Origin of the sequence: Bacteroides pyogenes (genome assembly GCF_014196225.1) — a bacterium.
Taxonomy (GTDB): Bacteria; Bacteroidota; Bacteroidia; order Bacteroidales; family Bacteroidaceae; genus Bacteroides; species Bacteroides pyogenes_A.
Genome location: NZ_JACIDI010000002.1, coordinates 279222 through 296427, shown reverse-complemented (window position 1 = coordinate 296427; position 17206 = coordinate 279222). Strand labels below are relative to the sequence as shown.

General features: G+C 48.1%; 14 protein-coding genes. 11 read left to right on the top strand and 3 right to left on the bottom strand.

From position 1 onward, the window contains the following. Positions 1-257: 257 nt before the first annotated feature. Both GGR07_RS14140 and GGR07_RS02225 read right to left on the bottom strand, forming a co-directional pair. Positions 258-551 carry a Rid family hydrolase gene (locus tag GGR07_RS14140; protein ID WP_081723991.1) on the bottom strand — a complete coding sequence of 98 codons (294 nt, stop codon included), beginning with the start codon at positions 549-551 and terminating at the stop codon, positions 258-260. Positions 552-645: 94 nt separating this feature from the next. After that, the gene (locus GGR07_RS02225) at positions 646-1365 is read right to left on the bottom strand and encodes a hypothetical protein (protein ID WP_147298115.1); all 720 of its coding nucleotides are present in this window, start codon (positions 1363-1365) and stop codon (positions 646-648) included. A gap of 271 nt (positions 1366-1636) precedes the next feature. On the opposite strand from GGR07_RS02225, the gene GGR07_RS02220 reads away from it, so the two are divergent. From GGR07_RS02220 to GGR07_RS02170, 11 genes are all read left to right on the top strand, one after another. Continuing rightward, on the top strand, positions 1637-2539 hold the full coding sequence (locus GGR07_RS02220; protein ID WP_034542202.1) for a serine O-acetyltransferase: 903 nt from the start codon (positions 1637-1639) through the stop codon (positions 2537-2539). Between the two features lie 70 nt (positions 2540-2609). Next, positions 2610-4262 carry a THUMP domain-containing class I SAM-dependent RNA methyltransferase gene (locus tag GGR07_RS02215; RefSeq protein ID WP_034542203.1) on the top strand — a complete coding sequence of 551 codons (1653 nt, stop codon included), beginning with the start codon at positions 2610-2612 and terminating at the stop codon, positions 4260-4262. 470 nt (positions 4263-4732) lie between these two features. Next, the gene (locus tag GGR07_RS02210; protein ID WP_122056421.1) at positions 4733-6925 is read left to right on the top strand and encodes a S9 family peptidase; all 2193 of its coding nucleotides are present in this window, start codon (positions 4733-4735) and stop codon (positions 6923-6925) included. Positions 6926-6990: 65 nt separating this feature from the next. Beyond that, positions 6991-8286, top strand: a complete 1296-nt coding sequence (gene purD, locus GGR07_RS02205) for a phosphoribosylamine--glycine ligase (RefSeq protein WP_122056672.1) — start codon at positions 6991-6993, stop codon at positions 8284-8286. Then, on the top strand, positions 8276-9286 hold the full coding sequence (locus GGR07_RS02200) for a hypothetical protein (protein ID WP_034542204.1): 1011 nt from the start codon (positions 8276-8278) through the stop codon (positions 9284-9286). The genes purD and GGR07_RS02200 overlap by 11 nt, the downstream gene beginning before the upstream one ends. Then, positions 9271-9732, top strand: coding sequence for a YqaA family protein (locus GGR07_RS02195; RefSeq protein WP_034542205.1), 462 nt, complete (start codon positions 9271-9273; stop codon positions 9730-9732). Before GGR07_RS02200 ends, GGR07_RS02195 begins: the two co-directional genes overlap by 16 nt. Positions 9733-9780: 48 nt before the next feature. Further along, positions 9781-10476 (top strand): tRNA (5-methylaminomethyl-2-thiouridine)(34)-methyltransferase MnmD, encoded by a 696-nt coding sequence (gene mnmD, locus GGR07_RS02190; RefSeq protein ID WP_021644201.1) that lies wholly within the window; start codon positions 9781-9783, stop codon positions 10474-10476. An 81-nt stretch (positions 10477-10557) separates the two neighbouring features. Next, on the top strand, positions 10558-11496 hold the full coding sequence (locus GGR07_RS02185) for a metal ABC transporter solute-binding protein, Zn/Mn family (RefSeq protein ID WP_034542206.1): 939 nt from the start codon (positions 10558-10560) through the stop codon (positions 11494-11496). After that, complete coding sequence (locus GGR07_RS02180) at positions 11493-12245, top strand: metal ABC transporter ATP-binding protein (protein WP_034542207.1); 753 nt, start codon at positions 11493-11495, stop codon at positions 12243-12245. The genes GGR07_RS02185 and GGR07_RS02180 overlap by 4 nt, the downstream gene beginning before the upstream one ends. A gap of 572 nt (positions 12246-12817) precedes the next feature. Further along, positions 12818-13198 carry a hypothetical protein gene (locus GGR07_RS02175; protein WP_021644196.1) on the top strand — a complete coding sequence of 127 codons (381 nt, stop codon included), beginning with the start codon at positions 12818-12820 and terminating at the stop codon, positions 13196-13198. A gap of 227 nt (positions 13199-13425) precedes the next feature. Next, entirely contained in the window at positions 13426-15453 is a 2028-nt protein-coding gene (locus GGR07_RS02170) for a glycoside hydrolase family 97 protein (RefSeq protein WP_021644195.1), read from the top strand. Between the two features lie 49 nt (positions 15454-15502). Here the strand turns inward: GGR07_RS02170 and GGR07_RS02165 are convergent, their stop codons facing one another. Next, positions 15503-17068, bottom strand: a complete 1566-nt coding sequence (locus tag GGR07_RS02165; RefSeq protein WP_122056671.1) for an alpha-galactosidase — start codon at positions 17066-17068, stop codon at positions 15503-15505. Between the last annotated feature and the right edge of the window lie 138 nt (positions 17069-17206).

Here is a 17206-nt window from a genome sequence, read left to right as displayed (position 1 = left end):
TTTTTAAAGGATAGGCAGGCTTTACTTTTTCAAAAGACGGGTGTCTGCAACGACTTCTCCCGAATGTCTGACAGCTTTTTAAAGAATACTTTTTACCGACCGGTAAAATTTTTGCTCGTATCGGGAGGAAATAAAAATTCATCCGTCGCTTATGATATCTGCCTGCCGTATTGACTATATATTTCCACCGTGGTGGGCATATATGTACAGCACGGTGAGTATATATGTACAGCGAGACATCTATAATATATATATGGTTACTGCCTTTGTAACGCCATGCACTCTATCTCGACAAGCCACTCAGACCTACACACTTTACCGCGGACAATGACATAAGGAGTTTCTCCGTAATGAGTTTCCATATACCGGCTCACTGTGAAGTAATCAGAAACATCACGCAAATAAATAATCAAACATGCAATATCGCTCAGAGAAGCGCCTGCGTCAAGCAGTAAGTGGCGGATATTCAGGAATACTCTATCCAGTTGCCGACCGACATCTCCGCGGTATATATACTTCCCGTGCTTATCGATACTGGCGGTTCCGGATATGAAAGATGTGCTTCATGTCGGGATAAGTGATACATACCCCCCCCGCTCGAAAGAAACACCGTATTCATGTGTGGGATTCAGGTAGTCTAAAGCCTTAAGATATTTCAAATTCAGATTTTCGTTTCCTCGCACACACTGTATAGTTCCATACATAATCCGCAGGCGGAAGTGGCACCTGCTCCTTCAATCCCTGTGGAAGCGATAAAGTGCGTATCTTTCCGCAAGCCGTTCCCGTCAAAAAACGGTTTCGCCCTCTCACCACCGGCATGTAGTTATTGTCGATGTCTCTCACATACAACCATGTCCGCACACAACGATTGAAGATATCCATTCCGCTCTGTCCAATAAGAGACTGATGAGTCTCAAAAGCTTTCTTCGTAGCTTCTTCAAGTGCTTCGCCGGAAGACTCACAGCAGATTGTATGGAACACATGCGTAAAGGATCCTGCTTGGATGGTGAAAAGGTCGCCGCATCTTTTCTTATGCAAGTCGACTCCCTGTACCAACCATAGAAGAATGTTTACTTTGTTCCCATCAAGCGGAGGCTGCTCGATCACTGAAACCGCACAATTGCTGAAATGTTCTTTTAACAAAACGTGCTCATTCATGCAATCGCGCTGATTAAGATAGTCCGACACAAACACTTTCGCGAAAACAAGCGTTTCATTTCCCAGCTTCATATCAGACAACAATTGCTTATATTCCAGTTTCAGATTATCCAGTTGCTCGGCAAAAGAATTGCCCGAATCAGGATGTAGGGCGACTTGATATTCAGTTCTCTCATCAATCTGAATTCGAAAGACCTTTCTACTCATAATACATACAAATCTTCTATTTATTCATCTTTGTTAAATTTTGACGATCGGGACATTCCGGACATTGTAGATTCGCAGTTTTGCGCTTCCGGAATAAAAATGATAATGGCGGAGTCTCCTTACGTTGTGTATCGGAATCACAGCATCAGCGAACAAATGTACGAGATTTTGCATGCTCTGCAAACCAATCGACCAGAAAAGTACTTTCCCGGCAATACTTCTCACTTTTTTTTAATATCTTTGTCCCCGTATCAAAAAGAGCAATGACTTAATGAGTCCACTGAACTTCACCCACATTCTGACACAGGCAGTCGATGAGCTATCGGAAAGCGAATCTTACAAAGAACTGTTTCATCAACACAAAGATGGTGAACCGCTTCCCTCTGCCAAAGTACTGTATGACATTATCGAGCTCTCTCGTTCCATCCTCTTTCTCGGATATTACGGCAATTCAACCATCAACAGCCGGACTATCAACTATCACATCGGAGTAAATATCGAAAAGCTGTTCGATTTACTTTCGGAGCAAATACTTGCCGGACTTTGTTTCGTCAGTGGCGGTGAAAAATGTTCTTCCTGTTCTGATTCGAAGAAAGAGGAAGCTTCGCGTCTGGCAGCTACATTCATCAGCAAGATGCCTGCCATGAGAAGAATTCTCGCAACCGATGTGGAGGCTGCCTACAATGGAGATCCCGCCGCCGAAAGTTACGGTGAAGTGATCTGCTGTTATCCGGCCATCAAAGCTATCAGCAACTATCGCATCGCGCACGAACTTTTGGAGTTGGGAGTACCGCTGATTCCGCGCATCATTACCGAAATGGCGCACAGTGAAACAGGAATAGACATCCATCCGGGAGCAAAAATAGGCAGCCACTTCACCATCGACCACGGAACCGGTGTCGTTATCGGGGCAACCAGCGTCATCGGCAATCATGTCAAGCTCTATCAAGGCGTTACGCTCGGAGCTAAAAGCTTTCCGCTCGATGCCGACGGGAAGCCTATCAAAGGCATCCCACGCCATCCCATTCTGGAGGACAATGTCATTATATACTCCAACGCCACCATCTTAGGAAGAATTACCATCGGGCGCGATGCGACCGTAGGAGGTAATATCTGGGTGACGGAAGACGTTCCGGCAGGTGCCAGACTTGTGCAGACAAAAGCAAAAAAATAGGAAACGGAAATACATGGTTTGCGATAACGGGCATCTCAACAATGCAAAGAATAGAAACAGATAAATATATATGAGCGAACAATTCGAAATGATAGCAAAGACTTTCCAGGGATTGGAAGAGACTCTTGCCGAAGAACTAACCGCATTAAGAGCCGACAACATCGAAATAGGCCGACGGATGGTTTCATTCACCGGAGACAAAAAGATGATGTACAAGGCCAACTTTTGCCTGCGAACCGCCATCCGCATCCTGAAACCCATCAAGCATTTCACTGCCAAAGATGCCGATGAGGTGTATGAGCAGATACAAGCCATTCCATGGGAAGAATATCTTGATGAAAATAAGACATTTGCCATAGATGCGGTGGTGTACAGCGAAGAGTTCCGGCATTCGAAGTTCGTTTCATATAAGGTAAAAGACGCGATCGCGGATTATTTTCGCGAGAAGAGCGGTAAACGTCCGTCTGTGCGCATCAACAAACCCGACGTTTTGCTGAATATCCACATTGCGCAGACTACCTGTACGCTGTCGCTCGACTCTTCGGGAGAATCTCTCCACCGTCGCGGCTACCGTCAGGAAGCTGTGGAAGCACCGTTGAACGAAGTACTTGCCGCTGGGATGATATTGATGACGGGCTGGTGCGGAGAGTGTGACCTGATTGATCCGATGTGCGGTTCCGGAACCATACCCATCGAGGCGGCATTGATTGCCCGTAACATTGCTCCGGGAGTATTCCGGAAAGGATTCGCTTTCGAGAAATGGACGGATTTCGACTCCGACCTTTTCGACGAGATATACAATGACGATACGCAGGAGCGTGACTTCGAGCATAAGATTTACGGATACGACAACAACCCTAAAGCGCATGAAATAGCCGCTTACAACATCAAAGCGGCGGGAGTCTCCAAAGACGTGACATTGAAGCTGCAACCTTTTCAGCAGTTCGAACAACCGGAAAACAAGTCGGTCATCATCACCAACCCGCCGTACGGAGAGCGGATTTCTACGAACGACCTGCTTGGGTTGTATCAGACCATCGGCGAACGGTTGAAACATGCTTTCGTGGGAAATGAAGCATGGGTTCTCTCCTATCGCGACGAATGCTTCGACCAGATAGGACTCAAAGCCAGCCAAAAGATTCCTCTTTTCAATGGAGCGCTGGAATGCCAGTTCCGTAAATACGAAATATTCGACGGAAAATACAGAGAATTTAAAACGCAGGAAGCCGAGAAAGAAGAAGGAAGAGATGAGTCCGCCCCTTACAGAGATGAAATGCGCAAGTCTCATCGGGACAGCGAACACAAGTTCCGGAAAGAGGGAGAAAGGACTTATCGCCGGGGAAGTGAGTACAAGTCTCGCAAAGAAGAAGACAACAGATATGATTCCCGTTCGGAAGAAAATAGAACATTCCGCCGGGAAAGAGAATACAAACCCCGCCGGGAAGAAGAAAGACCATTCCGCAGAGAAAGAGACGGGGGTTACAATGCAAGGCGGGAAGAAGAGCGGACGTTCCGACGCGAAGGCGCAGAAAGGCCCCGCCGGGAAGGAGGAAAATCTTTTCGGAGAGAAGAAGGAGGTTTCAGACGAGACGAGAGGGACTCCAGACGGGATGACAGAGAAAGAAAACCGCGCGGAGAGTTTCGTGAAAAGAGAGATCCCAAAGTTCTGAGAGAATATAAGGGACATCGCGAACCGAGAATACCGGAACCGGAAAAGGAATAAGACTATCATGCCCGAAGATGTCGGTGAATCAACCTTGTGCACCCCCAAAAGGGAATAGATTACGTATTTCGGAACATTGACAAACCAAGGTTTCTTACCGTGAAAAAGGGAGTAGGACAGCATGAATCCGGAATACGACACAAGCAGAAGCCGTATGTGAACTTTTCGGTGGGGAATAAGGAAAGTACGAACTCTAAACACCGACGAATGAACGTTGCTGCAGTGCGAAAAGAAGGTGAGGAATATCATGCGACGATGACTTTCTTTTGAAAATGGCTGTCTTTTGAACATTGTTGTTTTTTGAAGATTGTTTTTGTTATGATTAACTTTCTTTTGGAGGTAATTATTGTTGGAGGGCGAAAGCTTTCTGAAAGGCAAAAGCTTTTTAAAAAAGAGTCATCCGAATGCTAAAAGCTTCCGCTAAAACAAGGTGGATAAGACTGGAAAACATTATAAATAAGGAATAAGCAATGAGTAAAATTGGAACAAGAGCCATGATGCTATTATCGGCGCTACCAATCGCAATCAATGTTATGACACAAGAAGTTAAGACACTCACACTGGAAGACTTAATCCCCGGCGGTGAGACCTATCGTTACGCAGAAAACCTGTACGGGCTGCAATGGTGGGGAGACGAGTGTATCAAACCGAGCATGGATACGATCTATGCTGTTGAGCCGAAAACGGGAAAAGAAACGGTGCTCGTAACGAGGGAACGGATAAACGAAACTCTTGAAAAAAACCGATCGGGAAAACTTCCAAGTCTTTACCATGTTCGGTTTCCGTGGGCGAACAAGACTCATGTGTTGCTGAATACAGGAAACAAATACATCACATACGACTTCAAGACGAACCAAGTGGTTCATACACTCGAGATACAGGCAAAGGCAGCCAATAAGGATTATTGCGCAGCCGGTAGAAGAGTGGCATACACCGTAGGAAACAATCTATATGTCGACAACCGCGCGGTGACGAACGAGCCTGCGGGGATCGTCTGCGGACAATCTGTACATCGCAATGAGTTCGGTATATCGAAAGGAACGTTCTGGAGCCCGAAAGGAAACTTGCTGGCTTTCTATCGGATGGATGAAAGTATGGTGACTCCATATCCATTGGTGGATGTAACCACCCGTATTGCCGAAACGAACAATATCCGCTACCCGATGGCAGGAATGACGAGTCATCAGGTGAAAGTCGGCATATACCGCCCGTCCACCGGAGAAACCATCTATCTGGAAATGGGCGATCCTACCGACCGCTACTTCACCAATATCAGCTGGTCGCCTGATGAGAGAAGTCTCTTCCTCATCGAGGTCAACCGCGACCAGAATCACGCCAAGCTTTGCCAGTATGATGCAGAAAACGGAAGACTCGTCAGAGTGCTCTACGAGGAGATGCACGAGAAGTACGTAGAACCCCAGCATCCCATCCTCTTTCTTCCGTGGGACGACACTAAGTTTATTTACCAAAGCCAGCGCGACGGTTTCAACCATCTTTATCTGATGGATTTGAAAACGCCCCTCTACGGAGACACACAACAGGGGAAAAGCGGAGCCAAGTATCGTGAATACCTGAAGACCCGACAGTTGACCAAAGGCGAATGGCTGGTCAGCGATGTTTTGGGCTTCAACGCCAAACGGAAAGAGGTGGTTTTCACCGCAGTAAACGGACTGAGCAGCGGGCATTACACCGTGAATGTATCGAATGGAAAGATGAACCGTCCGTTCGATAAAACCGTGGAGAGCAGTCATTACGGCACATTGAGCAGCTCCGGCACATATCTCATCGACTATTCTTCCACCCGGACGGAAGCCCGCAATATCGATCTCACAGACACGCGCAGCTTCAAAAGCGTTCGTCTGCTTGCTGCCCGCAATCCTTACGAAGGTTACCGAATGCCCTCTATCGAAACGGGAACAATTAAAGCCGCCGACGGAACGACCGACCTGCATTATAGGCTCGTGAAGCCATCAGACTTCGATCCGGGCAGGAAGTATCCGGTTATCGTCTATGTATACGGCGGACCGCATGCGCAGTTAATCAACGGAGGATGGCAGAACGGTACACGGGGATGGGACATCTACATGGCAAACAAAGGCTATCTAATGTTTACGCTCGACAACCGGGGCAGTTCCAATCGCGGGCTGGAGTTCGAAAACTGTACGTTCCGCCAATTGGGCATTGAGGAAGGAAAAGATCAGGTAAAGGGAGTAGAATTCCTCAAGTCGCTGCCTTATGTAGACGGAAACCGTATCGGTGTGCACGGATGGAGCTTCGGCGGACACATGAGTACGGCTCTTCTTTTACGTTACCCTGAAATATTCAAGGTAGGAGTAGCGGGCGGGCCGGTAATCGATTGGGCCTATTACGAGATAATGTACGGTGAACGCTATATGGATACTCCGCAAACCAATCCGGAGGGATACAAGGCATGTAATTTGAAGAATATTGCCGGACAGCTGAAAGGGCATTTGCTCATCATTCATGACGATCACGACGACACGTGTGTGCCACAACACACCTTGTCGTTCATGAAAGCCTGCGTAGACGCGCGCACTTATCCCGATCTCTTTATCTATCCGTGTCACAAGCACAACGTATCGGGGCGCGACCGGGTGCATCTGTACGAGAAAATCATCCGCTATTTCGAAGAGCATTTGTAACGGAAGCTGCCGTGCATCCGTCGAACGTAAAAAGAAAAGAACTAAAAACCTCAAAAATACAACTCATGAAAATACTATTGCTTGGCTCAGGAGGCCGTGAACATGCGCTGGCATGGAAAATTGCCCAAAGTCCGAAAGTAAAGAAGCTCTATATCGCGCCGGGAAATGCCGGCACGACAGTAACAGGCGAGAACGTCGACATCAAGCCGACAGACTTCCCCGCCATAGCCGCCTTCGCTTTGAAAGAATCGGTGGATATGATTGTGGTAGGTCCTGAAGATCCGCTCGTAAAAGGAATCTACGATTATTTCCATGACCGATCTGAACTTAAACACATTGCAGTGATCGGTCCTTCGGCACAAGGAGCACAGCTGGAAGGAAGCAAAGAGTTTGCCAAAGAATTCATGATGCGTCACGGCATACCCACAGCCCGCTATAAGAGCATCACATCCGACAACATCGAAGAGGGGCTGGCCTTCCTCGAAACGCTCGAAGCTCCCTACGTGCTGAAAGCCGATGGTTTGTGCGCCGGCAAGGGTGTTCTGATACTCCCTACGCTGGATGAAGCCCAAAAGGAACTGAAAGAGATGTTGGGCGGCATGTTCGGCGCTGCATCGGCAACAGTAGTTATCGAAGAGTTTTTGAGCGGTATCGAATGTTCTGTGTTTGTACTCACCGACGGCGAACACTACAAGGTGCTTCCGGTGGCAAAAGACTACAAACGCATCGGCGAAGGCGACCGCGGGCTGAACACCGGCGGAATGGGAAGCGTTACTCCCGTACCGTTTGCCGACGAAACATTCATGGAAAAAGTACGCGCACGCATCATAGAGCCTACCATCAACGGTCTGAAACAAGAGGGAATCACCTACAAAGGCTTCATTTTCCTCGGACTGATCCGTGTGAAAGGCGAACCGATGGTGATTGAATACAATGTCCGTATGGGCGACCCGGAAACAGAAAGCGTAATGCTCCGCATCCAAAGCGACCTTGTGGAGCTGATGGAAGGCGTAGCTGAAGGACGTCTGAACGAAAAGGAACTGAAAGAAGACCCACGGGTAGCCGCCTGTGTCATCCTTGTCAGCGGAGGCTATCCGGAGGCTTATGAAAAAGGGTTCCCTATCAGCGGACTGGAAGAAGCTTCGGCAACAGACAGCATCATCTTCCATGCGGGAACCGCGATGAAAGACGGGCAAATTGTCACAAACGGAGGACGTGTCATTGCCGTATGTTCTTACGGGGCAACAAGAGAAGAAGCGCTGGAGCAAAGTTACAAGGCAGCCGATAGGATCCGGTTCGACAAGAAGTACTTTCGTCGCGACATCGGATTCGATTTGAATTTGAAGAAGAATGAGAGATAAACGATTACAAGGCCGAATAACGGCAGGACGGTGGACACTGCCTGTTGTTATACTCGTCTGCACCCTTTGCTGGGTGTTGACCTCTTTCCTGCTGCCCGTCCGTGAACGTCTGGCAGAAGTGTCCGGAGCAAGTTCTCTCTGGCCGTCTGTCCATACACTGTTGACGTCTTATTGGAGCGAGCGTCTTACAAGCTTTCTGGTCTATGCGCTTATCGGTTATTTTCTGATAGAATTGAACAACCGGTTCACCATCATCCGCATGCGTGCCTCTGTACAGACTTCCATTTATTTTCTGCTGATTACCGCCTGTCCGGAGATGCATCTGCTACATGCCGGAGACGTGGTGGCGATCGTTTCACTGATTTCCATTTACTTCCTTTTTAAAAGTTATCAAAAGCCGCATGCGTCAAGTGATTTGTACTACTCTTTTCTTTTTCTCGGGGCAGGCAGTATCCTGTTTCCGCAGCTCACCTTCTTCAGCGTACTCTGGCTGTTTGAAGCATACCGCTTCCAATCCCTTACCCTTCGCAGTTTCTTCGCCGCCATATTAGGTTGGACCACTCCCTATTGGCTGCTCTTCGGTCATGCTTTCTTCTACGGGCAGATGGAGCTGTTCCGCCAACCGTTTACCGAGCTGGCAATTTTTGAAAAAGCATTTCAGCTTCAGCAACTTCCCTCTTGGGAGCTTGCCATGCTCGGGTATCTGTTTCTGTTGTTTGTCGTGAGTACCGGACATTACTTCGCGGCCAGCTATCAGGACAAGATACGCACGCGGACTTATCTGCAATGCCTTGTACACTGGACGTTCTGTATCTTCCTGTTCATTGCCTTGCAGCCCTGGCACTGTTTCAATCTGTTGCCTTCGCTCATCGTCTGCAACAGCATACTGACGGGGCATCTTTTTGTGTTGACCAACAGCAAAGTATCAAACATGTTTTTCATAGTTTCCATGTTTTGCCTTATTTGCTTATTCGGCTTTAATATATGGATGCTTTTATAGACTCTGTTATCTGGCTGCTTATCGAGTGGGGCATACCGGGACTCTTCATCTCCGCTTTGCTTGCCGGAAGCATTGTGCCTTTCAGCTCGGAGCTCGTGCTCGTTACACTCGTAAAGCTGGGGCTGAATCCCATTGCCTGCCTGCTTTCCGCCACGTTGGGCAATACGATGGGCAGCCTGACTTGTTACTATGTAGGCCGTTTGGGAAAGACTAGTTGGATTGAGAAATATTTTAAAGTTAAAAAAGAGAAGATTGATAGAATGATGGCTTTCTTACGGGGGAAAGGAGCTTTGATGGCTTTTTTCTCTTTCCTTCCTGCCGTGGGAGAGGTGATTTCCATTGCATTGGGGTTTATGCGAAGCAATATCTGGATTACTACAGGAGCCATGTTCGTGGGAAAACTGGTACGCTATATTTTCATACTCTACGTATTGGAAAGCGCATGAGAAGTTGTTGTCGGTTAGCGAAAACATTATAAATAACAGGGCGTTAAAATGAGGAAGAAAGAGTTTTCAAGACTGATAGAAAAAACGGATGACGGAAGCGCTACCTTGTTTGTTCCGGAGCTGGACGAACACTACCATTCTACAAAAGGCGCCCGCACGGAGTCGCAACACATCTTTGTGGATATGGGATTGAAAGCCTGTACGGCGCTTTCTCCTCAGATTCTGGAAGTCGGATTCGGCACAGGGCTCAACGCATGGCTCACCCTCGAAGAAGCCGAAAGAAGCCAAAGGAAAGTGCGTTACACCGGAGTGGAGCTGTACCCGCTGGCGTGGAAAGCAGTGGAACAATTGCATTATGTGGGCGGGAACTGCCAACTCTTTAAGCGCATGCACACTTCCCCTTGGGAAAAAGAAGTGGAGCTGACACCTCATTTTACTCTTCGAAAAATACAGGCAGATATCAACCGGTTGGTGAAACAAGGCATCCCCCTTTCAGAAGGAGATGGCATGTGGAAAGCCGACTTGATTTACTTCGACGCTTTCGCTCCCGAGAAGCAGCCGGAGATGTGGTCGCAAGAACTATTTCACGGTTTATACGTTTTATTAAACGACGGAGGCATACTGACGACTTACTGCGCCAAAGGAGCGGTACGCCGGATGCTGCAAACCGCCGGATTCGTTGTCGAACGCCTTGCGGGGCCTCCGGGCGGGAAGCGTGAGATACTGCGGGGCCGGAAGCCTTGAGCCTTTACCGTATGCCGCGCCGATTCCTGATGAATCCGTCCCTTTATGAACTCGAATAGACTACAAATAAAAAACGAAAAAATGAATATACAGTTCCAAAAGAAGAGTTACTTTTTCCTCATAGCCTGCAGCTTGTGCCTGGCTGCATGCACGGGCCGTTCATCGCACACCCGAAAGGATGAAAAGAGGAAGCCTGTCATCACCGTCACCATAGAGCCGCAGCGATACTTCGCCGAAGCCATCGCAGGCGATAAATTTAAGGTGGTAAGCATGGTTCCGCAAGGATCCAGTCCGGAAACGTACGATCCTATTCCCCAGCAACTCGTATCGTTGGGAGAGAGCAAGGCGTATCTTCGCATCGGGTACATCGGATTCGAACAAACTTGGATGAGTCGCTTGATAGACAATACTCCGCATATACTGGTGTTCGACACATCAAAAGGGATAAACCTGATTGAAGCTGACGGGAAAGACTTCCATGCGGGCGAGGTGTGCAGCGGGCACGGAAACCACTCGCATGCCGTAGAACCACATGTGTGGAATTCCGCCGCCAACGCGCTTATTCTGGCGGAGAATACCTGCAAGGCACTCTGTGCGCTGGACGAAGCAAACGATGTGTATTACAAGACCCGTTACGACTCTCTCCGGCGTCGCATACAACACATCGACAGCCTTATCCGCCGCCGGATCGCCGCACCCGGAGCGATGAGGACGTTCATGATCTATCACCCCGCACTCTCCTACTTCGCGCGCGACTATGGTTTGCAGCAGATGGCCATCGAAGAGAATGGCAAAGAGCCTTCGCCTGCCTATCTGAGACGCCTTATAGACGAAGCGAGGGCGAAGAAAGTAAACGTCATATTCATACAGCCTGAGTTCGACAAACGGAATGCGGAGACCATTGCGGCGCAAACCGGAGCGAAAATCATTCCCATCAATCCGCTGAACTATCATTGGGAAGAAGAAATGCTTCGAATCGCGCAAGCTCTCTCGCCTGCCGCAGATACCACAAAGCCATGAAGCCCATCATCGAAATAAAGAACCTTTCTGCCGGATACGACGGACGCACCGTGCTGCACGATGTGAATCTTACCGTATACGAGCGTGACTTTCTGGGCATCATCGGTCCTAACGGAGGCGGAAAGACCACACTGATAAAGTGCATACTTGGCCTGCTCAAGCCTACCAAGGGAGAAATCGTTTTTGCCTCGCACCCTTCGCTCGGCTATCTGCCGCAGTACAACAGCATCGACCGCAAATTCCCCATCTCGGTGGAAGAGGTGATTCTTTCGGGGCTGAGCATACAGAAGCCCCTCACCTCCCGTTTCACCTCCGAAGAGCGGGAAAAAGGACGACAGACCATTGCCCGCATGGGGCTCGAAGGACTGGAACACCGGGCCATAGGGGCACTGAGCGGCGGGCAACTGCAACGAGCCCTGCTGGGAAGAGCCGTCATCTCCTCTCCCACTGCGTTGATTCTCGACGAGCCGAGCACGTACATCGACAAACGCTTCGAAGCGCGCCTTTACGAACTGTTGGCGGAAATCAACAAAGAGTGCGCCATCATCCTCGTAAGTCACGACATCGGCACCGTGCTTCAGCAGGTGAAGTCTATCGCCTGCGTGAACGAGACGCTGGATTATCACCCCGACACGGGTATCACCACCGAATGGCTGGAGCGGAATTTCCATTGCCCCATCGAGCTGTTGGGGCACGGCACGCTGCCCCACCGCATTCTCGGAGAGCACCATCACTGCACGCACAAGTAACGTTTAATATCCCTCGCGCTGAGTATATATAGTCATGGGTGGTATCCATATATAGCCACCGTGGTAGGCATATATAGTCATGGGTGGTAGCCATATATGGCTACCGAGGTAGCTATATATACTCACCACGCTGGGCATATATACTCATCTCATTGCAATAAAAAGTACCCTTCGGAATAAGGATTTGCCGACATAGACACCATAATCAAACGGGCCCTTTTCTCTCTTCTTATGAAAAATGAAAGGATGATAACGAGAAAGCGATTCCGAAAGGGAACAACTCTCGGAATAGAGAACTCAATTTTCATTTCTACAACTTATGTACGGCTACGCTTTTTTATATAGTTTCCGGCTCCTGCGCATGAATTGCAGAATAGTGTTTCCTACGCGGTCGGCTATGCTTTTTTATATAATTTCCGGCTCCTATGCCATCAGGCAACTTAAAAAATACACCGAACAACATTTCTCTCAAAAAGGCTAAGGAAATTTTGCTTTTTACAGAAGAAGCGTCTACATTTGCCATATCTTGCAGCGGGAATTATTCGCTATCATCGGATTATAAACAATAACTTATGAAAAAACATACATTTTTCTTATTGCTTACCCTCCTTTTCATCGGTTGCGATAAAAAAGAAGAATTGGGAGAACTATCGCTTGTACAAACTGTTTGGAATGGAGAGCGTATCTCCTATGAAAACGGGGAAGAAGTAAGAGTCGATAATTTATGGCTGTTTTTTAAAACGGAAAACGAAGTAGACATAAAATTCGGGGAAGCGGGGAGATATAACAACCTTGACTACTCATTCAAAAACAAAGTCGTACATTTCGGTTTAAATACAAAATATCTGGTGGGCGATTGGGTAATAACAAACAGAACCCAAAATAGATTGCAACTGACTTACGGCATAGGACTGCCGAAATATTCGGTACTTACCCTCACAAGGGTGTATTGAAAACATAGGGGCCGAAAATATTCACACACTCAACAAAATTCCCACCCTAAAAGGTAGAAAAACCAAGTTTATATCGTACATTCGCATCGAGTAAAAAAACAAACATAGCATCTGTTCAGTCCGAATGCTTGTCGAACGATAGGCACACATCAACTCCTGAAGTGCTCCATCCGATACAAATTCAGACCCCGATAATACAGTTTGATTAAGAAACTTTAGATACTGAAATGACACGAAAAATCTTTTCTTTTCTGGCTGTCGGCATTTGCATCTGTAGCCTCTGCTCATGCAGCAAGCCCTCACAAGTCGAAATTCTGTCGCCCGACGGACAAATAAAACTGAACTTGATTCTGAACGAAAATGGACAACCGTTTTACGAAGTTACCGTGAAAGATTCATTGTTCATTACCCGTTCGGCTCTGGGGCTTACCGCAAAACAAGAAATCAACCTGTCCGAAGGCTTCGAAATAGAGAAAACTGTCTCCGATAGCAAGGATGAAATTTGGGAACAACCGTGGGGAGAGAACAAAACCAACAGAAACCACTACAATGAGATGGCAATCCACCTGAAGAATCGGGAGAAAGTGCGGCTTACGCTCCGCTTTCGCCTATTCGACGATGGGATAGGATTTCGGTACGAATATGACATTCCCTCAACAGACTCACTGCTTATTACCGATGAACTAACTGCTTTCAACTTCCGTCAGGAGGGTATATCCTGGTCGATTCCCGCCAGTGCCGAGACTTACGAACTGCTCTACCGGAAGCTTCCACTCTCGGAAGTGGAAACAGCGAATACTCCTTTCACTTTGAAAATGGCAAACGGCATGTATGCCAGCATCCACGAAGCTGCTCTTTACGATTTTCCCGAAATGACGCTTCGCCAACAGGGCAACGGAGCGTTCAAAGCAGAGCTGACACCCTATCCCGACGGCATCAAAGCACGTAAGGCAAACCGCTTCACCACTCCGTGGCGTACCCTCCAGATAGTCCCCGAAGCGGTCGGGCTAATCAATTCCGCCCTCATATTAAATCTGAACGAACCATGCGCGCTTGCTTCCACCGAGTGGATTCGTCCCCTGAAATATATAGGTGTGTGGTGGGGGATGCATTTGGGAGTAGAGACGTGGAAAATGGATGAAAGACATGGAGCTACTACTGCCAATGCGAAGAAGTACATCGATTTTGCAGCCGCCAATCAGATTCAGGGTGTTTTGTTCGAAGGATGGAATGCCGGTTGGGAAAGTTGGGGTAGTTCACAAAATTTTGATTTCACCAAACCGTGTGCCGATTTTGACATTGATGAAGTCGTGCGCTACGCCAAGGAGAAAGGAGTTGTCATTATCGGGCATCACGAAACAGGCGGAAACATCCCGAACTACGAACGCCAGCTCGACAAAGCGATGCAGTGGTATGCCGATCGTAACATCCGCTATGTAAAGACCGGCTATGCCGGAAGCTTTCCTTACGGGTTGTCGCACCACGGACAGTATGGAGTCAATCATTATCAGCGTGTAGTAGAAACAGCTGCCCGCTACCGGATGATGGTGGACGCCCATGAACCCATCAAAGATACCGGCATCCGCCGTACATGGCCCAACATGATGACCCGCGAAGGAGCCAGAGGTATGGAGTGGAACGCATGGAGCGAAGGAAATCCGCCCGCTCACCACGTCACGCTACCCTTTACCCGCTTATTGGCAGGTCCCATGGACTACACACCGGGCGTATTCGACATTTTGTTTCTGAAAACACGTCACTCTCCCCGGCGGAAGAAATGGAACGAATTGGACCAAGGGAATAGCCGGGTAAATACTACTTTAGCCAAACAGCTTGCCAATTGGGTAATTTTTTACTCCCCCATGCAGATGGCTTCCGATCTGATAGAGAACTATCAAGGACATCCCGCCTTCCAGTTCTTCCGAGACTTCGACCCCGACTGTGACCGCTCGGAAGCCTTGGCGGGAGAGCCCGGCGAATTCATCGCCATCGTACGCAAAGCGGGAGAAAAATACTTCCTGGGAGCTTCTACCAATGAAGAGGCACGCAAAATATCTATCAAACTCGATTTTCTGAAATCTGGAAAACAATACAAAGCCGTGATATATGCCGACGGAGAGAACGCCGATTGGAAATCCAATCCGACGGATTATACGATTACGGAACAGACAGTGACCGCCGAAGATACATTAACCGTTCGAATGGCGGCAGGAGGAGGACAAGCAATCAGTTTTACGCCTCTCACACCGCTTTGAACAGCAAGCGGTGTGAATAGTTCTACGCAAAACACACAGGACTAAACGTTTATTCTTTGGTCAGCGTAAAGCAATCAATATCGGGTGCCCAAGAGTAAGCATTCCCCATACGAATATCATTGTATCCGGCTTTCAGCTCTATCGGCAGTACGATGGAAGCTACACGGTCTTTACCGCCGGAACTCTTCACGCTAACAACACGCTTCTTACCATTGACAGTGACCTCCAACCTGCAATCCCTTTCGGCGCAATAGGCTACAGCCATTTTATATTCCCCGCCTTTATCGCTGTATACATCTTTCCATTGGGCATAATTCTCCGGACGACCGCCCAAGTATGCTACTTTTATACCTCCGGAACAATTGGAAGATACAGCATAGCGCACCTGTTTCGGATTCATTCCCAAGTCATTATAACAGGGCAAATAGGCTTGTTCAGCCTCGTAAAGAGAAGTTTCCACCCTTCTGTCGGCTTTAAGAGTCCAGATAGCCACACAGTGAGGCTCCACGGTATACTCAATCCTCTCTTCTAATATCCCCAGATCTTTACAGTTCACCACATCTCGAACAGCCGCTTTACCCCCCAAGCCCAAAGTCTCGAAGGATACGACAAACGTGTGTGCCGTATCGGAAGGATTATAAAGCGCTACAGCCCTTTCCCGCCCGCGCCTCCGCTTGATATCTTTTACCAGCACGTAACTCTCTCCGTCGTGCTGTACCACGTGCGCCTGCAATCCCAATACATCCTGATTTAGAGCGATAAGCTCCCGATTCTTCAGTAGTCGGAGAGAAGGCTCGGGAATAGTAGTCAAATCGCAACCTATGAGCAGAGGCGAGCTCATAATACACCACATACCAAAGTGTACGATTTCCTCATTAAACTTTAGTCCACGCCCTATCTCCAACATATCCATATCATTATAATGACCTTCTCCCGCATACGCAGAGAGATACAAATTCTTATGGATAATGTTTTTCACAGAATTCCAATGAGGTGTAATGTCCGGGCTGATACGCCAAGAACGCGCCAGACGCGCTGCCCAAGTACCGGGAAACGCCCATCTGCAAATGTTGATGGAAACATCCGTACGCCCGGTCTGCCGGATGGCATCGCAAATGGTCTGGTATCGCTGTTCCTCTTCAAGTCCCAGTTCAAGCGCTCCGCAATAATCTATCTTGATGAAATCGTAGTTCCAATCTTTTAAAAAGAGATTCATATCCGCTTGTTCGTGACCATACAGGCCGGATCCGATTCCCTTTTTGTCGTCATCATAAATAGAACCGCAAGTGTTGTCTCCCGCTTCGGCATAGATTCCGGCTTTCAATCCGAAAGAATGAATATAATCCGATACAACTTTCATCCCGTTGGGAAAACGCTCCCTGTGATATGTCATCTGTCCCCGCTCGTCTCGTCCGCCGAAAAAACCGTCGTCGATATTGACGTAAATATATCCGACATCTTTCAATCCTTGCCTAACCAAAGCATCCGCCTGATGCTTAATAAGTTCTTCACTGATATTTACACGATAAGTATTCCATGAGCTCCAGCCCATAAGTGGAGGGAGAAATGAACGGTCTGTTTCTTGCTCAGAGACTCCGGAGGATGGGGTAGGCATAGGTTGGGTTAGCGATTCATTCGGAGAAGTTTGAGAGAATAGCGCCAAAGCACTTGCGAGCAACATCCATGCTCCATGGTCAATCAGTTTGTTTATCATATTTTTATGGTTCATTGGCGCGAAAGGTGCTTTACGCGC